17 protein-coding genes and 1 tRNA gene are annotated in these 15,728 nt (G+C 57.5%); 10 read left to right on the plus strand and 8 right to left on the minus strand.

Going from position 1 to position 15,728, the window contains the following annotated elements:
- Positions 1-7 precede the first annotated feature (7 nt).
- Positions 8-94 (plus strand) — tRNA-Leu (locus AFK63_RS06035).
- 170 nt (positions 95-264) lie between these two features.
- Positions 265-684 (plus strand): GNAT family N-acetyltransferase, encoded by a 420-nt coding sequence (locus tag AFK63_RS06040; RefSeq protein ID WP_038862239.1) that lies wholly within the window; start codon positions 265-267, stop codon positions 682-684.
- Positions 685-721: 37 nt separating this feature from the next.
- On the opposite strand, the gene tyrP is transcribed toward AFK63_RS06040, so the two are convergent.
- The 3 genes from tyrP to yecR form a co-directional block, all read right to left on the minus strand.
- Complete coding sequence (tyrP, locus tag AFK63_RS06045; protein WP_038862241.1) at positions 722-1,930, minus strand: tyrosine transporter TyrP; 1,209 nt, start codon at positions 1,928-1,930, stop codon at positions 722-724.
- Between the two features lie 238 nt (positions 1,931-2,168).
- Positions 2,169-2,666, minus strand: a complete 498-nt coding sequence (ftnA, locus tag AFK63_RS06050; protein WP_038862243.1) for a non-heme ferritin — start codon at positions 2,664-2,666, stop codon at positions 2,169-2,171.
- Between the two features lie 281 nt (positions 2,667-2,947).
- On the minus strand, positions 2,948-3,295 hold the full coding sequence (gene yecR, locus AFK63_RS06055) for a YecR family lipoprotein (protein WP_038862245.1): 348 nt from the start codon (positions 3,293-3,295) through the stop codon (positions 2,948-2,950).
- Between the two features lie 279 nt (positions 3,296-3,574).
- Here yecR and AFK63_RS06060 point away from each other — a divergent pair, with 279 nt between their 5' ends.
- A complete protein-coding gene (locus AFK63_RS06060) occupies positions 3,575-4,831 on the plus strand; it encodes a methyl-accepting chemotaxis protein (RefSeq protein WP_038862251.1) in 1,257 nt (418 codons plus the stop codon).
- Between the two features lie 137 nt (positions 4,832-4,968).
- Positions 4,969-5,607: an RpiB/LacA/LacB family sugar-phosphate isomerase gene (locus AFK63_RS06065; protein ID WP_038862252.1), complete on the plus strand. Its 639-nt coding sequence runs from the start codon at positions 4,969-4,971 to the stop codon at positions 5,605-5,607.
- A gap of 40 nt (positions 5,608-5,647) precedes the next feature.
- Here AFK63_RS06065 and AFK63_RS06070 read toward each other — a convergent pair whose 3' ends face one another.
- Positions 5,648-7,069, minus strand: a complete 1,422-nt coding sequence (locus AFK63_RS06070; protein ID WP_038862254.1) for an MFS transporter — start codon at positions 7,067-7,069, stop codon at positions 5,648-5,650.
- Positions 7,070-7,275: 206 nt separating this feature from the next.
- Between AFK63_RS06070 and azuC the strand changes: the two genes are divergently transcribed.
- Entirely contained in the window at positions 7,276-7,359 is an 84-nt protein-coding gene (azuC, locus tag AFK63_RS21170) for a stress response protein AzuC (protein ID WP_015386592.1), read from the plus strand.
- Between the two features lie 188 nt (positions 7,360-7,547).
- The gene (locus AFK63_RS06075; RefSeq protein ID WP_038862255.1) at positions 7,548-7,796 is read left to right on the plus strand and encodes a DUF2766 family protein; all 249 of its coding nucleotides are present in this window, start codon (positions 7,548-7,550) and stop codon (positions 7,794-7,796) included.
- A 28-nt stretch (positions 7,797-7,824) separates the two neighbouring features.
- Here AFK63_RS06075 and AFK63_RS06080 read toward each other — a convergent pair whose 3' ends face one another.
- From AFK63_RS06080 to AFK63_RS06095, 4 genes are all read right to left on the minus strand, one after another.
- On the minus strand, positions 7,825-8,427 hold the full coding sequence (locus tag AFK63_RS06080) for a LysE family translocator (protein ID WP_038862256.1): 603 nt from the start codon (positions 8,425-8,427) through the stop codon (positions 7,825-7,827).
- Positions 8,428-8,465: 38 nt separating this feature from the next.
- A complete protein-coding gene (locus AFK63_RS06085; RefSeq protein ID WP_038862257.1) occupies positions 8,466-9,308 on the minus strand; it encodes an AraC family transcriptional regulator in 843 nt (280 codons plus the stop codon).
- Positions 9,309-9,409: 101 nt separating this feature from the next.
- A complete protein-coding gene (locus AFK63_RS06090; RefSeq protein WP_038862258.1) occupies positions 9,410-10,753 on the minus strand; it encodes an anaerobic C4-dicarboxylate transporter in 1,344 nt (447 codons plus the stop codon).
- A gap of 207 nt (positions 10,754-10,960) precedes the next feature.
- Complete coding sequence (locus AFK63_RS06095) at positions 10,961-11,461, minus strand: non-heme ferritin-like protein (protein WP_038862260.1); 501 nt, start codon at positions 11,459-11,461, stop codon at positions 10,961-10,963.
- A gap of 284 nt (positions 11,462-11,745) precedes the next feature.
- Here AFK63_RS06095 and AFK63_RS06100 point away from each other — a divergent pair, with 284 nt between their 5' ends.
- The 4 genes from AFK63_RS06100 (at position 11,746) to araG (ending at position 15,721) form a co-directional block, all read left to right on the plus strand.
- A complete protein-coding gene (locus AFK63_RS06100; protein WP_038862262.1) occupies positions 11,746-12,303 on the plus strand; it encodes a DJ-1/PfpI family protein in 558 nt (185 codons plus the stop codon).
- A gap of 54 nt (positions 12,304-12,357) precedes the next feature.
- Positions 12,358-12,864 carry a cupin domain-containing protein gene (locus AFK63_RS06105; RefSeq protein WP_038862264.1) on the plus strand — a complete coding sequence of 169 codons (507 nt, stop codon included), beginning with the start codon at positions 12,358-12,360 and terminating at the stop codon, positions 12,862-12,864.
- 289 nt (positions 12,865-13,153) lie between these two features.
- On the plus strand, positions 13,154-14,143 hold the full coding sequence (gene araF, locus AFK63_RS06110; protein WP_004384880.1) for an arabinose ABC transporter substrate-binding protein AraF: 990 nt from the start codon (positions 13,154-13,156) through the stop codon (positions 14,141-14,143).
- Between the two features lie 63 nt (positions 14,144-14,206).
- Positions 14,207-15,721, plus strand: coding sequence for an L-arabinose ABC transporter ATP-binding protein AraG (gene araG, locus AFK63_RS06115; RefSeq protein WP_038862265.1), 1,515 nt, complete (start codon positions 14,207-14,209; stop codon positions 15,719-15,721).
- Positions 15,722-15,728 lie beyond the last annotated feature (7 nt).

The raw sequence follows: 15,728 nt of genomic DNA on the forward strand, positions 1-15,728 counted from the left end.
TTCCCGAGCCCGGGTGGTGAAATCGGTAGACACAAGGGATTTAAAATCCCTCGGCGTTCGCGCTGTGCGGGTTCAAGTCCCGCCCCGGGCACCATGGGAAAGACAAGAATAATCAAAGCAATAAGCAGTGTCGTGCAAACCACCTTCGGGTGGTTTTTTATTTTGTATTGCCCGTCATTCCTCATTTTTCAACGCCTTAATTTCAGCGCTTACCCCGCCGGGGATAAATCGTTTATGGTCTTCTGAGACAGCAAGGAGACGACGATGGAATACCTGCTTACCGACACCCCTGACGACGCGCTTAAAGCGCAGATCAAAAAACAGGTTGGCCTGTACAACGCCAGTCATATGCCTGTGGATCTGCGTGAACTGGTCATCACCCTTAACGACGCGCAGGGGAAACTCACGGGCGGGCTGTCCGGCCGCAGCGCCTGGGGTTGTCTGCATATCGATTATCTGTGGGTGGACGAAACCCTGCGCGGGCAGGGCGTCGGTGCGACGCTTATCGCCATGGCGGAAGAAGAGGGGCGCAGGCGCGGCTGCAGGCACGTATTTGTCGACACCTTCAGCTTCCAGGCGCCCGCGTTTTATCGCAAACAGGGTTATGAGAGGTATGGCGAGGCGTCAGGCTATCTGAATCAACACACCCGCTTTTATTTTGGCAAAGCGCTGAGTGACGAATAAAAAAAGCCCCGTCTGACGGGGCTTTTTTATGGTGTGGTTAGCCTGCTTCGCGCAGTAAGCCTGCGCTAATCAGAAACTGGATGGCGATGATGGCGATGCCGCAGGCAAACACCACCGCCAGCATCGCTTTGCCGCCTGCGACCTGCCAGGCCGTCGGATGTTGTTTACGGCTCTGCCAGGCGAGCATCGCCGGCAACAGCAGCGCCAGCACGGCGAGCGCCACGCCCGCGTAGCCGAGCGCCATCACAAATCCCTGCGGGTAGAAAAGCGCAAAGGCCAGCGGCGGCGCGAACGTCATCAGCCCGCTCTGAGCACGGCCCGCCACGGTACGCCTGCGCTTAAACATATCCGCCAGATAATCAAACAGCCCGAGCGACACGCCAAGGAACGAGGTTGCTAACGCCAGGTCGGCGAACAGATGTACGGCCAGCTCCACATGCGGCGAGGCGACAACGTCGCGTACCGCCTGCAGTAGCCCGTTCAGCCCGGCATGCGTGGCGAGCAGGCCCATAAACGTCGTGGATGGAATCGCCCCAAGCGTGGCGAGCTGCCAGAAAAGATACGCCACCAGCGGGATCGCGCTGCCGGTAATAAATATCAGCCGCAGTTTACGCACGTCGCCTTTCATATAACTGACGATACTTGGCACGCTGCCGTGAAAGCCGAATGAAGTGAAAATCACCGGCAGGGCAGAGAGCGCAAGGCCCTGTTCGACCGGCAGCGTCAGCAGATTCGCCTGATGAATATGCGGCATCATCATCGCCAGCATCACGACCAGAAAGACCGTTTTGGCGGTAAATAACAGCCGGTTCACCATGTCAACGCTGTGCGTACCGATGCTGACAATCAAGCCGCCCACGGCGGTAAAAGCCAGCACGCCGGTTGCAGGAGTGATGGTCATGCCAAGCCACTGGCTGAGGCTTGAGGCCAGCAGTTCGCCCGCGCCGCTGATATACGCCGCCGTCAGTGCGTACATTAAAAACAGCATGCTGAAGCCTGCGAGCCACTGCCCCGGTTTGCCGAGATAATGCAGCGCCAGCGTGCCGAGGCCGGTTGAGGCGGGCTGATGCTGATACACCTCCACCAGCAGCAGCGCGGTGTAGCACATCAGCGCCCAGAGCATAAAGAGCAGCAGCGCGGTCACGCCAAAGCCAACGCCAGCCGCCGCGAGCGGCATCGCCAGCATCCCTGCGCCGATCGTAGTGCCGGCGACGATAAAAATACTGCCAAGAGTGCGGTTCTTCACGCGGTGTACTGTCCTGGAACGATCCTTTGAAAATTTATGCTGCGCAGGGTAAAGAATTCTGCGCAGTTCGTCAAACTGACGTTACGTGATGCGTAACTTAAAGTTTACATCGTGCGCATATGCCAGTCTGGTTCACTCTGAGCCAGAGTGGGTGAGAAAAGGGACAAAAAATAAAAGGGAAAGAATAAAGGTAAGGGAAATAAAAACGGTAATGACGGGCGTCATTACCGTGGGAATATCATGCCTGGGCGTCGAGGGTCGCGAGTTCTTTATCGATAAAATAAAGCCCTTCACCGCTTTTGCCTGCGAGGCTCAGTTTATCCAGTACGGATTTAAACAGCTTCTCTTCTTCGTGCTGTTCAGCCACATACCACTGCAGGAAATTAAAGGTCGGATAATCCTGTGTGGTCATCGCTACATGCGCCAGCGCATTTATCTGACGCGTGATCAGCTGCTCATGCTCGTAAGTTGCCTGGAACAGCGCATCGAGCGACGCATAGTCGGCATACGGCGACGGCACGGCGTTGATACGCGGGAAACTGCCGGTGTCGGTCAGGTAATTAAACAGACGCTGCATATGCGTCATCTCTTCCTGCGCGTGACGGCTTAAAAATGCCGCCGCCCCTTCAAAGCTGTGATAGCTGCACCAGGCGCTCATCTGTTGATAAAGCAGGGAAGAATAAAGTTCAAGATTCATCTGCTCATTGAGTTTTTCAATCATATCCGGCTTCAGCATATTCGCTCCAGAATAAGGGGGGGTTATCGCCGCACTATAATTTGTTATTAAACTGTTTGCAAAAGATAAAATAAAAAAGCGTGGCGTTAATAATGCAAACGGGAATTAAACGCATTTATAAATTAAATGAGAATTATTATTGCAGTCACAATAAATGAAAATAAGCGGAAGAAATAAACGCTAAATAATGGGATAAGAATGGCCGCAAAAGCGTAAAGCCTCTCTGACCCGGCGAAAAGTAAACACAGCCACCGCCTGACGCCGGTGGCTGTAAAGCGCAGTTACCAGCCGCCGACGGCGCGGTTATTGATGGTGAAGCCGCGGCACTGATATTCCAGCACGATCGATTCGGTCATGCATTGCGTGCCGGTCACGACAGAGCACGTTTTTACCGGCGCGCCATAGGCTTCGGCTACGGCGTAGCCCCAGTCCTGACACTGACGATTCGCAATCGACTGGGCGACGTAGTTATCGACTTTCGCATGTTGCAGCGGTTGTTCGCTGATGCCGAGCCTGACGGTGCCGGTAACTTTACTGCCGCCGACCACTTCCGGCGTTTTGGTAATGGTGCAGCCGCCCAGCGCGAGCAGAGCGGTAATTAAAATGACCTTGCGCATCGGTTTTCTCACAAAGTTTGCCTTATTAGCATCATGCCACGTGCCGGCGTGCGTCAATCGCCGGAAAAGCCCACGGTTCACCCCATTTCCCGCGCTTTTACCCATCAATAACGTAAGGTGATTTTAAATAATTACTTAACTTTATTGTTTCACTGCTTAAGTTTTAGGTAACCAGGCCGACAACTACGATACGGTAAGTCTTCATCTGTGACATACAGAAGTACAGGGAAGACAGGGACAGATACCGTCATGATTCGCTCAGGGACGGCTTCTTAACACCGGGAATTTACTATGAATTTTATTCGTAACGTTAAAATCCGCGCGATGGTCGTATGGGTCTTACTCTTATCAACCATCGCCTGGGTGGGGGTCTCCGGAGCGACGCTCTGGTTTCTACATCACCTGGAAGATAGTCTTAAACTGACGCCTGAGCAGGCAGGCTGGGTCGACACCACTCAATTAATATTAAGCCTCTCGGTCGTGGGCAGTATCGCCCTTACCGTGCTGATGGAGCGTTATCTTTATTTCTGTCTGGTACGCCCCGTGGAGATAATTCGTGGGCACCTGAACGTACTGGCGGACGGCAATCTGGAAGTGAAGCTGCAGGACCTTGGCAGCAACTGCGTGGGGCTGATGGTGCCTTATATTCAGCGCATGCAGGATAACTGGGAAAAAACCGTCAGCGCTATTCGCGCGAGCGCAGACAGTATCCGCAGCCATGCGGGAGAGGTCACCGGTGTTAATAACGAACTCTCCACGCGCTCCGAAGAGCAGGCGGCCGCGCTGGAGCAAACCAGCTCCAGCATGCAGCAGCTCAGCAGCACGGTAAAACTCAACGCGGAAAACGCGAGCCATGCCAGCACGCTCGCCGGCAACGCCACGCGCACGGCGCAGGCGGGGGGCGCCTCCGTGAAAGAGGTGATGGAAACCATGTCGCGGATCTCCAGCAGCTCCAGCAAGATCGTCGATATCACCACGGTTATCAACAGTATTGCATTCCAGACTAACATCCTTGCGCTTAACGCGGCAGTGGAGGCGGCACGCGCGGGCGAGCAGGGCCGTGGCTTTGCGGTGGTAGCGGGCGAAGTGCGCAATCTCGCGAGCCGCAGCGCTCAGGCCGCGAAAGAGATTGAAACGCTGCTTAACGAGTCCGTCGCTAATATCCAGACTGGCTCCGGTCAGGTGAAAAAGGCGGGCGAAGCGATGGATCAGATCCTGGTCGCGGTGCGCCAGGTCAACGACATCATGGGCGAAATCGCCAGCGCCTCCGGAGAGCAGAGTGACGGCATCAGTCAGGTTGGCGTGGCGGTTAAAGAGATGGATGCTGTCACGCAACAGAACGTGCAACTGGTGCAGCAGTCCGTGCTGGCATCAAACGATCTGGAGCGTCAGGCCGGACATCTTACCGAGGTGGTAGGGCTGTTCCGCCTGCGCGGTCAGACTGAACGCGTTAAAGCTGCTGTATCCGCACCGCTGGTGCGGCCTGCGCTGGTCAGCGCGGCTGAGCCGAAAAGCGTCGCTGCCAGCGAAAACTGGGAAACCTTCTGAGCCGGGCTGTGTGATAGAAAACTGTGAACCTCACGCTATTTTTTAAAACAATCTTTCATTTAATTTGAAAGTGCGTTTGGTGGATAGTATGGTGAGTTCACAGTTTGCTATTCATAGCCTTTTCAGGAGACAACCCAATGAAAATTGCACTGATGATGGAAAACAGTCAGGCGGCCAAAAACGCAATCATCTATAAAGAGCTGAAAGCGGTGGCGGATGAGAAAGCGTTCCCGGTGTACAACGTCGGCATGAGCGATGAGAACGATCATCACCTGACCTACATCCACCTCGGGATCATGGCGAGCATCCTGCTGAATTCCAGAGCGGTGGATTTCGTGGTCACCGGCTGCGGCACCGGTCAGGGCGCGCTGATGTCCCTGAATATTCATCCGGGCGTGGTGTGCGGTTACTGCATCGATCCGGCGGATGCCTTCCTGTTCGCGCAGATCAACAACGGCAACGCGCTGGCGCTGCCGTTTGCGAAAGGCTTCGGCTGGGGCGCTGAACTCAACGTGCGCTTCATCTTTGAAAAAGCCTTTACCGGGCGCAAAGGCGAAGGCTACCCGCCGGAGCGTAAAGAGCCGCAGGTGCGTAATGCGGGCATTCTCAACCAGGTGAAAGCGGCCGTGGTGAAAGACAACTATCTCGACACCCTGCGCGCCATCGACCCTGAACTGGTGAAAACCGCTGTCTCCGGCGAGCGTTTCCAGCAGTGTTTCTTCGATAACTGCCAGGATAAAGAGATTGAAGATTTCGTGCGCGGCCTCCTTGGCTAATCACGCCTGATAAAAAGGCCAGCCCGTGGGCTGGCTTTTTTTATGCCTGTTTGCCGGAAACGCTGCTGCCGGCATGCGTGGCGAGCCTCAGCGTATCGATCATGCCGGCGAGGCTTATCAGCGCAATCATCACAAACGCCAGCCGGAAGCTCACGCCCGGAATATCCGCTGTAAAAAAGGCCCCGCTTATCATCTCGCCAAGCCGGATGCCGATGGCGCCGAGCGTGACCCCAAGACCGACGGCGAGCTGTGTTGCCGTGCTGAACAGCGTATTGGCGTAGCTCATTTCCCCTGCGGGCACATCGGCAAACGCCAGCGTGCTGATGCCGGTAAACTGAATCGAACGAAACACCCCGCCCAGAAACAGGATCAGCAGAATAAGCCATACCGGCGTTTGTGGCGTCAGTAGCGCACAGGCGAGCAGCGCCAGCACGTTCAGCAGGCCGTTAATCAGCAGCAGATTTTTGAAGCCAAGCCAGCGGATAAGCGGCGTGGTGGCGGGCTTGATCGTCAGATTACCGGCGAATACTGCCAGCACCAGCAGCCCGGAGTGAAACGCGTCCATCCCGAAACCCACCTGAAACAGCAGCGGCAGTAAAAAGGGAACGGCGCTTATCGAGGCGCGAAACAGCGAGCCGCCATACATCGTCACCCGAAACGTCGGTACGGCCAGCGCATTGAGGCGAATCATCGGGAACGGCGCGCGGCGAAAATGACGCAGCGCGAAAACCAGCGCGCCGGTTCCCGCGAGCAGCAGGGCGACGGCAAGCCCGGTGCTGGTGTCGCGCGCGGCCAGCATCTCCATAGCGCTTACCAGCGCCACCATTGCCAGCGCAGTGGCGATAAATCCCGGCGTGTCGAACGGGCGGCGCTCGTCATCGTGGTTATCCGGGATAATACGCCAGGCGAGCGCCATCGCCAGCAGCCCGGCGGGCAGGTTAATAAAGAAGATCCAGCGCCAGCTGGCGTAGCTGGTGATAAACCCGCCGAGCGGCGGCCCGATAATCGGCGCTACCAGCGCAGGCCAGGTGAGCGTGGCGATAGCGGTAATAAGCTGATGTTTTGGCGTCACGCGCAGCACCGCGAGCCGCCCGACCGGCACCATCAGAGCGCCGCCCGCGCCCTGTAATATTCGCATCAGCACGAACGTCTCCAGCGAATCCGCGAGACCGCACAGCACCGACGCGCCGGTAAAAATGCCGAGCGCCAGGGTAAACACTTTGCGCGCGCCGAAACGATCGGCAATCCAGCCGCTGGCCGGGATCAGCACCGCCAGCGTGAGCAGATACGCGCTGATGCCGATATTGAGCGCGACGGCCTCAACGCCGAACGTCTGCGCCATCGTCGGCAGGGCGGTGGCGATCACCGTTCCATCGAGGAATTCCATAAAAAAGGCGCCAGCCACCAGCAGCGCGGCGGGAGAGATGCCCCCGGTACCTGCCTTCGCCATATTCTGACCCATGCCCGCTCCCTAAACTATTTTTATAAATTTTAACCAAAAAGCATAATCGTTAAGCGCCGGAATTATCAGCATTTTATTAACATAACGCCCATTCTCATTAACTAAATGGCGTGATTTTAATCACAAAATGGTTGATTTTTGTGATGCAGGTCATATTATTGGGCTGCGGCAACCCGCTAACCAGAATGAACAAATTCGGAGCCTTTATGAAACTGCGCAAGATCCTCAAAAGCATGTTTGAAAACTACTGCAAAACTTTTAAAGACGTTCCGCCAGCCGGGATGTTCTGATAAAAAAACCTGCCGCCGGGCAGGTTTTTTTATGCCTGACGCTCACGTTATACTCGCGGCTGTCTCAATCGCAAACCCCTGTTTTTTGCCTTCTGAAATCACGGTTCATTTTATGCGTCTCTGGCGTCACGTTCGCATTCGCCGGGCTTTGCCGTTACTATGTGCGGCTTCAAGCTAAGGAGAACGTAATGTCACAGCCCCTCACCGCCGAAGATGAACTGGTTTCCGACGTGGTCGCCTGCCAGTTGGTTATCAAACAGATCCTCGACGTCATCGACGTTATCGCGCCGGTGGAAGTGCGCGAAAAAATGGCCAGCCAGCTGAAAAGCATCGATTTTGCAGGCCATCCTTCCGCCGATCCGGTGACGCTGCGCGCCATTCAAAAAGCGGTGGCGCTCATTGAACTGCGCTTTACCCCGCAGAGCGACGCGCACTAAGAAAAGCGGCCCCTTCCGGGGGCCGTTGTCAGTGAAAGAAACCCATCCAGGCGCTGGTCAGCAGCCAGAGCGCCATCACCTGTTGAAAACGCACCAGCGCTTTCTCACTGCGAAACACACGATGAACGCCGCATCCAAGCCATGCCCAGGCGGCAAGACAGGCCAGCGAAATCACCAGAAAGCCCAGCGCCTGAAACGCGAGCGTGAAAAACGCGCGGCCCTCATGCGGCGCAAATACCGTCACCACCGCCATCGCCATCATCCAGGTTTTCGGGTTGATCAGCTGTAATGCGGCCGCCGCCTGCGCGCTGAACGGACGCGACGCGTCGCCTGCAAGCGTCACGGCGGGCGCCCGGAACAGTTGCCAGCTCATCCAGGTGAGCCACAGCGCGCCTGTGAGCGCCATCAGTCGCGCCAGCCACGGCGCGTGACGCAGCGCCTCGCCAGGGCCGACGCCGCACAGCAGTACAATTGCGCTTGAGGCGAAACAGGCGCCCGCCACGGCGGGCAGCGTCGCCCGCGCGCCGTAGCGCTGGCTGTTGGTGAAGATAAGAATGTTCGTCGGCCCCGGCGTAATCGAGGCGACAAAAGCGAAGCATAAAAACGGCAGCTGTTGTGAAAGCAGGCTCATAAGATCTCCCGGTTATCTGAGCCGCTATCTTCGGGGGATCAGCGCGCCGGGTCTGGAAGATTCGTGCAGAGTTTGCGGTAGTGGGCTGGCGAGAGCCGGTAGGCGCGCTGGAACCAGCGGCCCAGATGGCTCTGATCGGAAAAACCGAGCGCGGCCGCGACGTCGGCGGGCATCATACCGCGCGCAAGCAGCGTTCTGGCGCGGGCGAGACGCAGTTGAACCAGCCAGGCGTGCGGCGCCATGCCGAAGGCGTGCTTGAAACTGCGCGAGAGCGTGAAGCGGTCGGTATTGAGCGCCTGCGCCAGCTCCGCCAGCCCGATATTGTCACCGATGTGCGCAAACAGATAATCACGGGCGCGCTGGGCCATGCGCGCGTCGCGGATCTCACCGGGCAGCCGCTTGCGCCACTGACAGTGGTGCGTCAGCTGATTAAGCAAATTATCCATCACGCCCTGTTGCACAATACGCATCTCATCCTGATGCAGCGTGTTGAAGGTGGTGGCGATGGTGTGCGTGAGAACCGGATCGCGGGCAATCGTGTGGGCGAAGCGCAGCTCGTAACTGTCCGGCAGCGTGGCGTAAAGCCCGCCGAGCGTGTCGCGCAGCCAGCGCGCATCCAGATAAAAGGTGAGATAGGTAAAACCGCCCGCGAGCGGCGCGTCGCCGTCGTGGGTCTCGCCGGGCTCCAGCAGAAAGGCGGCGCCGGGCGTGCTGTAATGCCGCTCCCGGCGGCAGTGAAACTGCTGGGTGCCGGAGAGCGTCACGCCTGCCAGATAGCTGTCGTGCCAGTGCGGATCGTAGGCGTGGCCTTCGAAGTGCGCGCGGATGGTTTCGATGCCGGTGTCAGCGTGCTGTCGTAGTTCAATCCAGTCTTTTGCCATAGCGTCTCCTGCGAAAGGAAACTCTAGCATAACGAATCGTTAACAACAGTCTGGAAGATTTGTGCAGGCGGCCCGCAGGCCGCCCTGTTAAAGAAATACGATCAGAAGAAAAGCGTCACCAGCAGGTAGCTGGCGGCGCAGGCGCAGCTGACGCCAATCAGACCGGGCAGAATAAAGCTGTGGTTTAAGATGAATTTGCCAATGCGGGTTGTACCGGAGCGATCAAAGCCAATGCACGCCAGGTCGCTCGGGTAAGTCGGCAGCACGAAGTAACCGTAAGAGGCCGGGAAAAACGCTACCAGCATTTTCGGCTCCACGCCGAGCATCAGCCCCATCGGCGCGACGGCGGTCAGCGCCGCGGCCTGGCTGTTTACCAGCTTGGAGACCAGAAACAGCACCAGCGCGTAGGTCCACGGGTGGCTCTTCACCACGCCTTCCAGCGCCATTTTCAGTTCCGCGAGATGCGCCTGAAAAAATGTATCGCTCATCCATGCCACGCCGAACACAGAGAAAATCGCCACCATCCCGGCTTTGAACACCGCACCGCTGGAGACAGACGCCGCGTTGACCTTACAGACCACCAGCATCACGGCGCCTGCGATCAACATCATCATCTGAATCACCAGATTCATGGAGAGCGGGGCGATTTTACCTTTTACCTCAAACGCCGGGCGCAGCGCGGGCAGCGCGCCGAGCAGCACCACCAGCGCAATGGCGGCAAAGAAAATCCAGGTCGACCACCAGGCGTGTTTGTCAAAGCGCTGGTTCATGAGCGTTTCATTGCCGCCATAAATGAACTCACGCTGTTTCGGATCGCGCAGGCGCGCCTGAAACGCCTCGTCGTCGTCCAGATTTTTACCGCGTTTCAGGCTCCAGAGGGCGGCGATGAGCACGCCGAACAGCGAGGCGGGCACCGACACCGCCAGGATCTCCAGAATGCTCCACGCCTCGCCGATGCCGTGCTGCGCACCGAGAATCGAGACCAGCGACACCACCGCGACCGATACCGGCGAGGCGGTGATCGCCATCTGCGAGGCGACGGACGCCACCGCCATCGGTCGCTCGGGGCGAATATTTTTCTTCAGCGCGATATCCGCAATGATCGGGAACATGGTGTAAACCACGTGCCCGGTGCCGCATAAAAAGGTCAGCGTCCAGGTGGTGAGGGGCGCCAGCAGCGTGATGTGCTGCGGGTGACGGCGCAACAGCCGCTCGGCGAACTGCATCATCACGTTCAGCCCGCCTGCGGTTTGCAGCGTAGCGGCGCAGCCGATCACCGCAAGGATGGTCAGCATCACGTCCACCGGCGGCTTGCCCGGCTCCAGCCCAAAGATAAAGGTTAAAAGAAACAGCCCGATGCCGCTGATTAAGCCAAGCCCCATCCCGCCGAAGCGGGTGCCGGCCAGCAGACACAGAATAATGACGATAAATTCGAGGGTGATCATAAGGCTCCTGCCACACAACGTTGGGTGAATCGCTTAAGCATTGCAAATTGTGTGGATAACCATTGGGAGCCAGATCGGATTTATAAAAACCTAACAAAAACAGTACATTGTTAACTTATGATTAACGTCGGGCCGGGGCGGGGAGGAGGGCAAACGGCAGAAACGACAGCGCCCTCGGTAGAGGGCGCGGGGGCATTACAAGACATTTTACTGCATCTGTTCCATCATCCCCAGCAGGCGCTGGTCCGCCTCTTCGGCGCACAGACCCGCTTTACGGGCGCTTGCGAGTTCACGCAGGATAGTCTCCAGCAGCGCCTCATCCTGGCGCAGCTCATTTTCGAATTCGCTGAGCATCGCGAGTGTCGCCTCGTCGCGCGCGGTGTGCGCCTCGCTCATCAGGCGCGTCAGCGCCGCGCGGCGCCCGGTCAGTTCTTCCTGCATCTGGTGGAAAATCGCCTCAAGGCTTAAGCAGTCGGGCTTCACCGATTTCAAAGCGCCGAGCACCGGATTGGCGCCGGTTTGCTTCAGATAATCGAATAAACGCATCATTTGCGTCACATTATGTTGCGCCTGATGACGCAATACCGTCGCGCTGCCATTGAGGCTTTGCTGCGCGCACCAGTCGCTGTAATACAGGCACAAATTCGATGCATAAAACTCCTTATTCATTTGTGCATTCAGTTTCTGCACCACGCTGATGGGAGCCATATAAATATCCTTATTGACAGGTTTAAGAGAGGACGGTCATTGACCACGACAAGCGCGCTTCCGGCCTGCTACATCCCGGCGGGCCGCCACTTGTCAACCGTCACTACAGAAGCGTGCGTTATTTTCCTGATGTATTAAGCCTGGTATAAATGGGGGCTTTTGCCACTCCAACCGTTTCTTTCTCAAAACGTGACGCAGCGCCGGATTATTAATGAAACAATGTTTCATTATTTAGCCAGCCCGGAAAAACGAACGCATTTACGTACATATAACAGGAGCGAGAAATGAAACGAGCGGCGGTGCTGCTGGCGCCAGGATTTGAAGAGGGAGAAGCCATTGTCACTATCGATATATTACGACGGCTAAACATTGAGGTGGAAACGCTCGCCTGCGCCGAAACGCGCGCGGTGGTGAGCTACCACGCTATTCCGCTGGTGGCGGATGCGCTCCTCGCCGTGCGATTTGATGAAACCTACGACGCGGTGATCCTGCCGGGCGGCCCGCAGGGCAGCGTTAATCTGGCGGCGGACCCGCAGGTAATCGACTTTGTCGCGCGCCACGACAGCGCCGGAAAACTTATCTGCCCCATTTGCTCCGCCGCCGCGCGCGTACTGGGCGGCAACGGACTGCTGAAAGGCCGCCGCTATGTCTGCTCGGGCGAGCTGTGGCAGGCGGTGCAGGACGGGGAGTATGTCGATGCGCCGGTGATGGAAGACGGCAATCTCATCAGCGGCAAAGGACTCGGGCGCGTCTTTGACTTTGCGCTGACCGTCGCGGCGCGTTTAACCGGCGATGAAGCCGCCGCGCGCGATCACGCCGACCATATCTATTACCCCTGGTAAAGCGGCATAGCATGGCGGGCTATACTTACCTGACGTTTGCGAAAGGAGAAGAATATGACCCCATCGTGTGAAACGCTTTATCTGCGCGAGCCCTGCGGGGGCGTGCCCAATAACGCGCTGCCGGTGCTTCTCTACCGGCAGGCGGCCCCCGAAGGAACGGACGATCGCGCCGTCTGGTTTGAGCAGCGCTTCGCGCAGCACCAGTGGCCCGCGCGCTGGCGCTATCCGGTGTTCACCTATACCCACTTTCACACCAACACCCATGAGGTGCTCGGCATCTATGCGGGCGAGGCGCAGATCCAGCTTGGCGGCGAAGCGGGCCCGGTGGTGACGCTGCGCGCAGGCGACGCGGTGCTGATCCCGGCGGGCGTCGGGCATAAGCAAATCGACGCCAGCCCCGACTTCATGGCGGTGGGCGCTTATCCTGATGGGCTGTCCCCCGATAAATTCCTTGATGAACCTGCGCAGTTGCCGCAAACGCGTCGCCAGGTGGCACAGGTGACAAAGCCGCCGCGCGATCCTCTCTTCGGCCCGGAAGGCGGACTGGTCACGCACTGGTAACGTTCAGGGATTCCCCGGCTGGGCTTATGGAGATATCTGCTAAGCCCACTCTTAATCATCATACATATCGGGCGAAATTTATGCCCGATTTTGCTGTATTTATGTACGCAATCACTGTAATTCCATGATGTGATTTCGCTCTCCTATGGAGAATTAATTTCCCGCTAAAACTATCTCCAGCAATCGCCGCTTCCAGGAGTGAACGGCTAATGCGTTGTTTTCTGTCCGATTAAAAGAACCTTATCAGGTTTTTACCCTGCATAAAAGAAAGCTAAAGCTGGAGATAACCATGCACAAATTTACTAAAGCGCTGGCGGCCATCGGGCTCGCCGCCGTTATGTCACAATCCGCTATCGCCGAGACCATGAAGCTCGGTTTTCTGGTGAAACAGCCTGAAGAGCCGTGGTTCCAGACCGAATGGAAATTCGCCGATAAAGCGGGCAAAGATCTCGGTTTCGAGGTTATCAAAATCGCGGTGCCGGACGGGGAGAAAACCCTGAACGCCATCGACAGCCTTGCGGCAAGCGGCGCCAAAGGCTTTGTTATCTGTACGCCGGATCCGAAACTCGGCTCGGCGATTGTCGCCAAGGCACGCGGCTACGACATGAAAGTTATCGCGGTCGATGATCAGTTCGTCACCGCCAAAGGCAAACCGATGGAAACCGTGCCGCTGGTCATGATGGCCGCGACCAAAATCGGCGAGCGTCAGGGGCAGGAACTCTATAAAGAGATGCAAAAACGCGGCTGGGATGTGAAAGAGACCGCCGTCATGGCAATCACCGCCGATGAGCTCGACACCGCGCGCCGCCGCACCACGGGTTCGATGGACGCGCTGAAAGCAGCCGGTTTCCCGGAAAAACAGATCTATAAAGTCCCGACCAAATCCAACGACATCCCCGGCGCGTTCGACGCCGCCAACTCCATGCTGGTTCAGCACCCGGAAGTGAAACACTGGCTGGTGGTCGGTATGAATGACAACACCGTGCTGGGCGGCGTGCGCGCCACTGAAGGGCAGGGCTTTAAAGCGGCTGACGTTATCGGCATCGGTATCAACGGCGTGGACGCGGTAAGCGAACTTTCCAAAGCGCAGGCCACCGGCTTCTACGGCTCGTTGCTGCCAAGCCCGGACGTCCACGGCTATAAATCCAGCGAAATGCTCTACAACTGGGTCACCAAAGGCGCTGAGCCGCCGAAATTCACCGAAGTCACCGACGTGGTGTTGATCACCCGCGATAACTTTAAAGAGGAACTGGCGAAAAAAGGTCTCGGCGGCAAGTAATGGGCGATTTATCGCGGTTCAGGCGCGCGTGCGCGCCCGCTTTTTGAGTGGCCCGGAGGTTTCATGCAGACATCTTCACCCTATCTCTCGTTTCGCGGCATCGGGAAAACCTTTCCCGGCGTGAAGGCGCTTTCCGATATCAGCTTTGACTGCCACGCAGGCCAGGTCCACGCGCTGATGGGCGAAAACGGCGCCGGTAAATCGACGCTGCTGAAAATTCTCAGCGGCAACTACGCGCCGACCACCGGCTCGATCGCCATTAAAGGCGAAGAGGTCACGTTTAACGACACCACGGCGGCGCTGAACGCGGGCGTCGCCATCATCTACCAGGAGCTGCATCTGGTGCCGGAGATGAGCGTGGCGGAAAACATCTATCTAGGCCAGATCCCCCATAAGGCCGGGATAGTTAATCGCTCGCTCCTCAACTATGAGGCGAAGCTGCAGCTTGAGCATCTGGGGCTCGATATCGATCCGCAGACGCCGCTGAAATATCTCTCCATCGGCCAGTGGCAGATGGTGGAAATCGCCAAGGCGCTGGCGCGCAACGCCAAAATTATCGCGTTCGACGAGCCGACCAGTTCGCTTTCGGCGCGTGAAATCGAACACCTGTTCCGCGTTATTCGTGAGCTGCGTAAAGAAGGGCGCGTGATTCTGTACGTCTCGCACCGCATGGAGGAGATTTTCGCCTTAAGCGACGCCATCACGGTCTTTAAAGATGGCCGTTACGTGCGCACCTTCAGCGATATGCAACAGGTCAACCACGACAGCCTGGTGCAGGCGATGGTCGGGCGCGATCTCGGCGATATCTACGGCTGGCAGCCGCGTGAATATGGCCCGGAGCGGCTGCGTCTCGACGCGGTGAAAGCGCCGGGCGTGCGCGCGCCGGTGAGCTTAAGCGTCAGGAGCGGCGAAATCGTCGGCCTCTTCGGGCTGGTGGGCGCCGGGCGTAGCGAATTAATGAAAGGCATGTTCGGCGGTACGCGTATCACCAGCGGCCGGGTGTTGATCGACGGCGAACCGGTGGCTATCCGCGCGCCGGGCGACGCGATTCGCGCAGGCATGATGCTCTGTCCGGAAGATCGCAAGGCTGATGGCATCATCCCGGTGCATTCGGTGCAGGACAACATCAACATCAGCGCGCGTCGCAAGCACATCAGCGCGGGCTGCCTTATTAACAACGGCTGGGAGCAGGAAAACGCCCGCCATCATATTCGCTCACTGAATATCAAAACCCCCGGCGCTGAGCAGCTGATTATGAATCTCTCCGGCGGCAATCAACAGAAGGCCATACTGGGCCGCTGGCTGTCGGAAGAGATGAAAGTGATCCTGCTCGATGAGCCGACCCGTGGGATTGACGTCGGGGCGAAGCATGAAATCTACAACGTGATATACGCGCTGGCGGCTCAGGGGGTGGCGGTGCTCTTCGCCTCCAGCGATCTGCCGGAGGTCCTCGGCGTGGCTGACCGCATTCTTGTGATGCGCGAAGGCGAAATCGCCGGTGAATTACTGCATGAGGAGGCCAGCGAATCCATGGCGCTCAGCCTCGCGATGCCTAAAACCCACCAGGCTGTCGCTTAAGTAAGGA

This window comes from Cronobacter muytjensii ATCC 51329 (assembly GCF_001277195.1).
Lineage (GTDB): Bacteria > Pseudomonadota > Gammaproteobacteria > Enterobacterales > Enterobacteriaceae > Cronobacter > Cronobacter muytjensii.

Bases quoted from the DNA above. Each gene is read 5' to 3' on its own strand.
- AFK63_RS06040 (WP_038862239.1), top strand. From the start codon at position 265: ATGGAATACCTGCTTACCGACACCCCTGACGACGCGCTTAAAGCGCAG.
- ftnA (WP_038862243.1), bottom strand. From the start codon at position 2,666: ATGCTGAAGCCGGATATGATTGAAAAACTCAATGAGCAGATGAATCTT.
- AFK63_RS06060 (WP_038862251.1), top strand. From the start codon at position 3,575: ATGAATTTTATTCGTAACGTTAAAATCCGCGCGATGGTCGTATGGGTC.
- AFK63_RS06065 (WP_038862252.1), top strand. From the start codon at position 4,969: ATGAAAATTGCACTGATGATGGAAAACAGTCAGGCGGCCAAAAACGCA.
- AFK63_RS06070 (WP_038862254.1), bottom strand. From the start codon at position 7,069: ATGGGTCAGAATATGGCGAAGGCAGGTACCGGGGGCATCTCTCCCGCC.
- azuC (WP_015386592.1), top strand. From the start codon at position 7,276: ATGAAACTGCGCAAGATCCTCAAAAGCATGTTTGAAAACTACTGCAAA.
- AFK63_RS06075 (WP_038862255.1), top strand. From the start codon at position 7,548: ATGTCACAGCCCCTCACCGCCGAAGATGAACTGGTTTCCGACGTGGTC.
- AFK63_RS06080 (WP_038862256.1), bottom strand. From the start codon at position 8,427: ATGAGCCTGCTTTCACAACAGCTGCCGTTTTTATGCTTCGCTTTTGTC.
- AFK63_RS06085 (WP_038862257.1), bottom strand. From the start codon at position 9,308: ATGGCAAAAGACTGGATTGAACTACGACAGCACGCTGACACCGGCATC.
- AFK63_RS06090 (WP_038862258.1), bottom strand. From the start codon at position 10,753: ATGATCACCCTCGAATTTATCGTCATTATTCTGTGTCTGCTGGCCGGC.
- AFK63_RS06095 (WP_038862260.1), bottom strand. From the start codon at position 11,461: ATGGCTCCCATCAGCGTGGTGCAGAAACTGAATGCACAAATGAATAAG.
- AFK63_RS06100 (WP_038862262.1), top strand. From the start codon at position 11,746: ATGAAACGAGCGGCGGTGCTGCTGGCGCCAGGATTTGAAGAGGGAGAA.
- AFK63_RS06105 (WP_038862264.1), top strand. From the start codon at position 12,358: ATGACCCCATCGTGTGAAACGCTTTATCTGCGCGAGCCCTGCGGGGGC.
- araF (WP_004384880.1), top strand. From the start codon at position 13,154: ATGCACAAATTTACTAAAGCGCTGGCGGCCATCGGGCTCGCCGCCGTT.
- araG (WP_038862265.1), top strand. From the start codon at position 14,207: ATGCAGACATCTTCACCCTATCTCTCGTTTCGCGGCATCGGGAAAACC.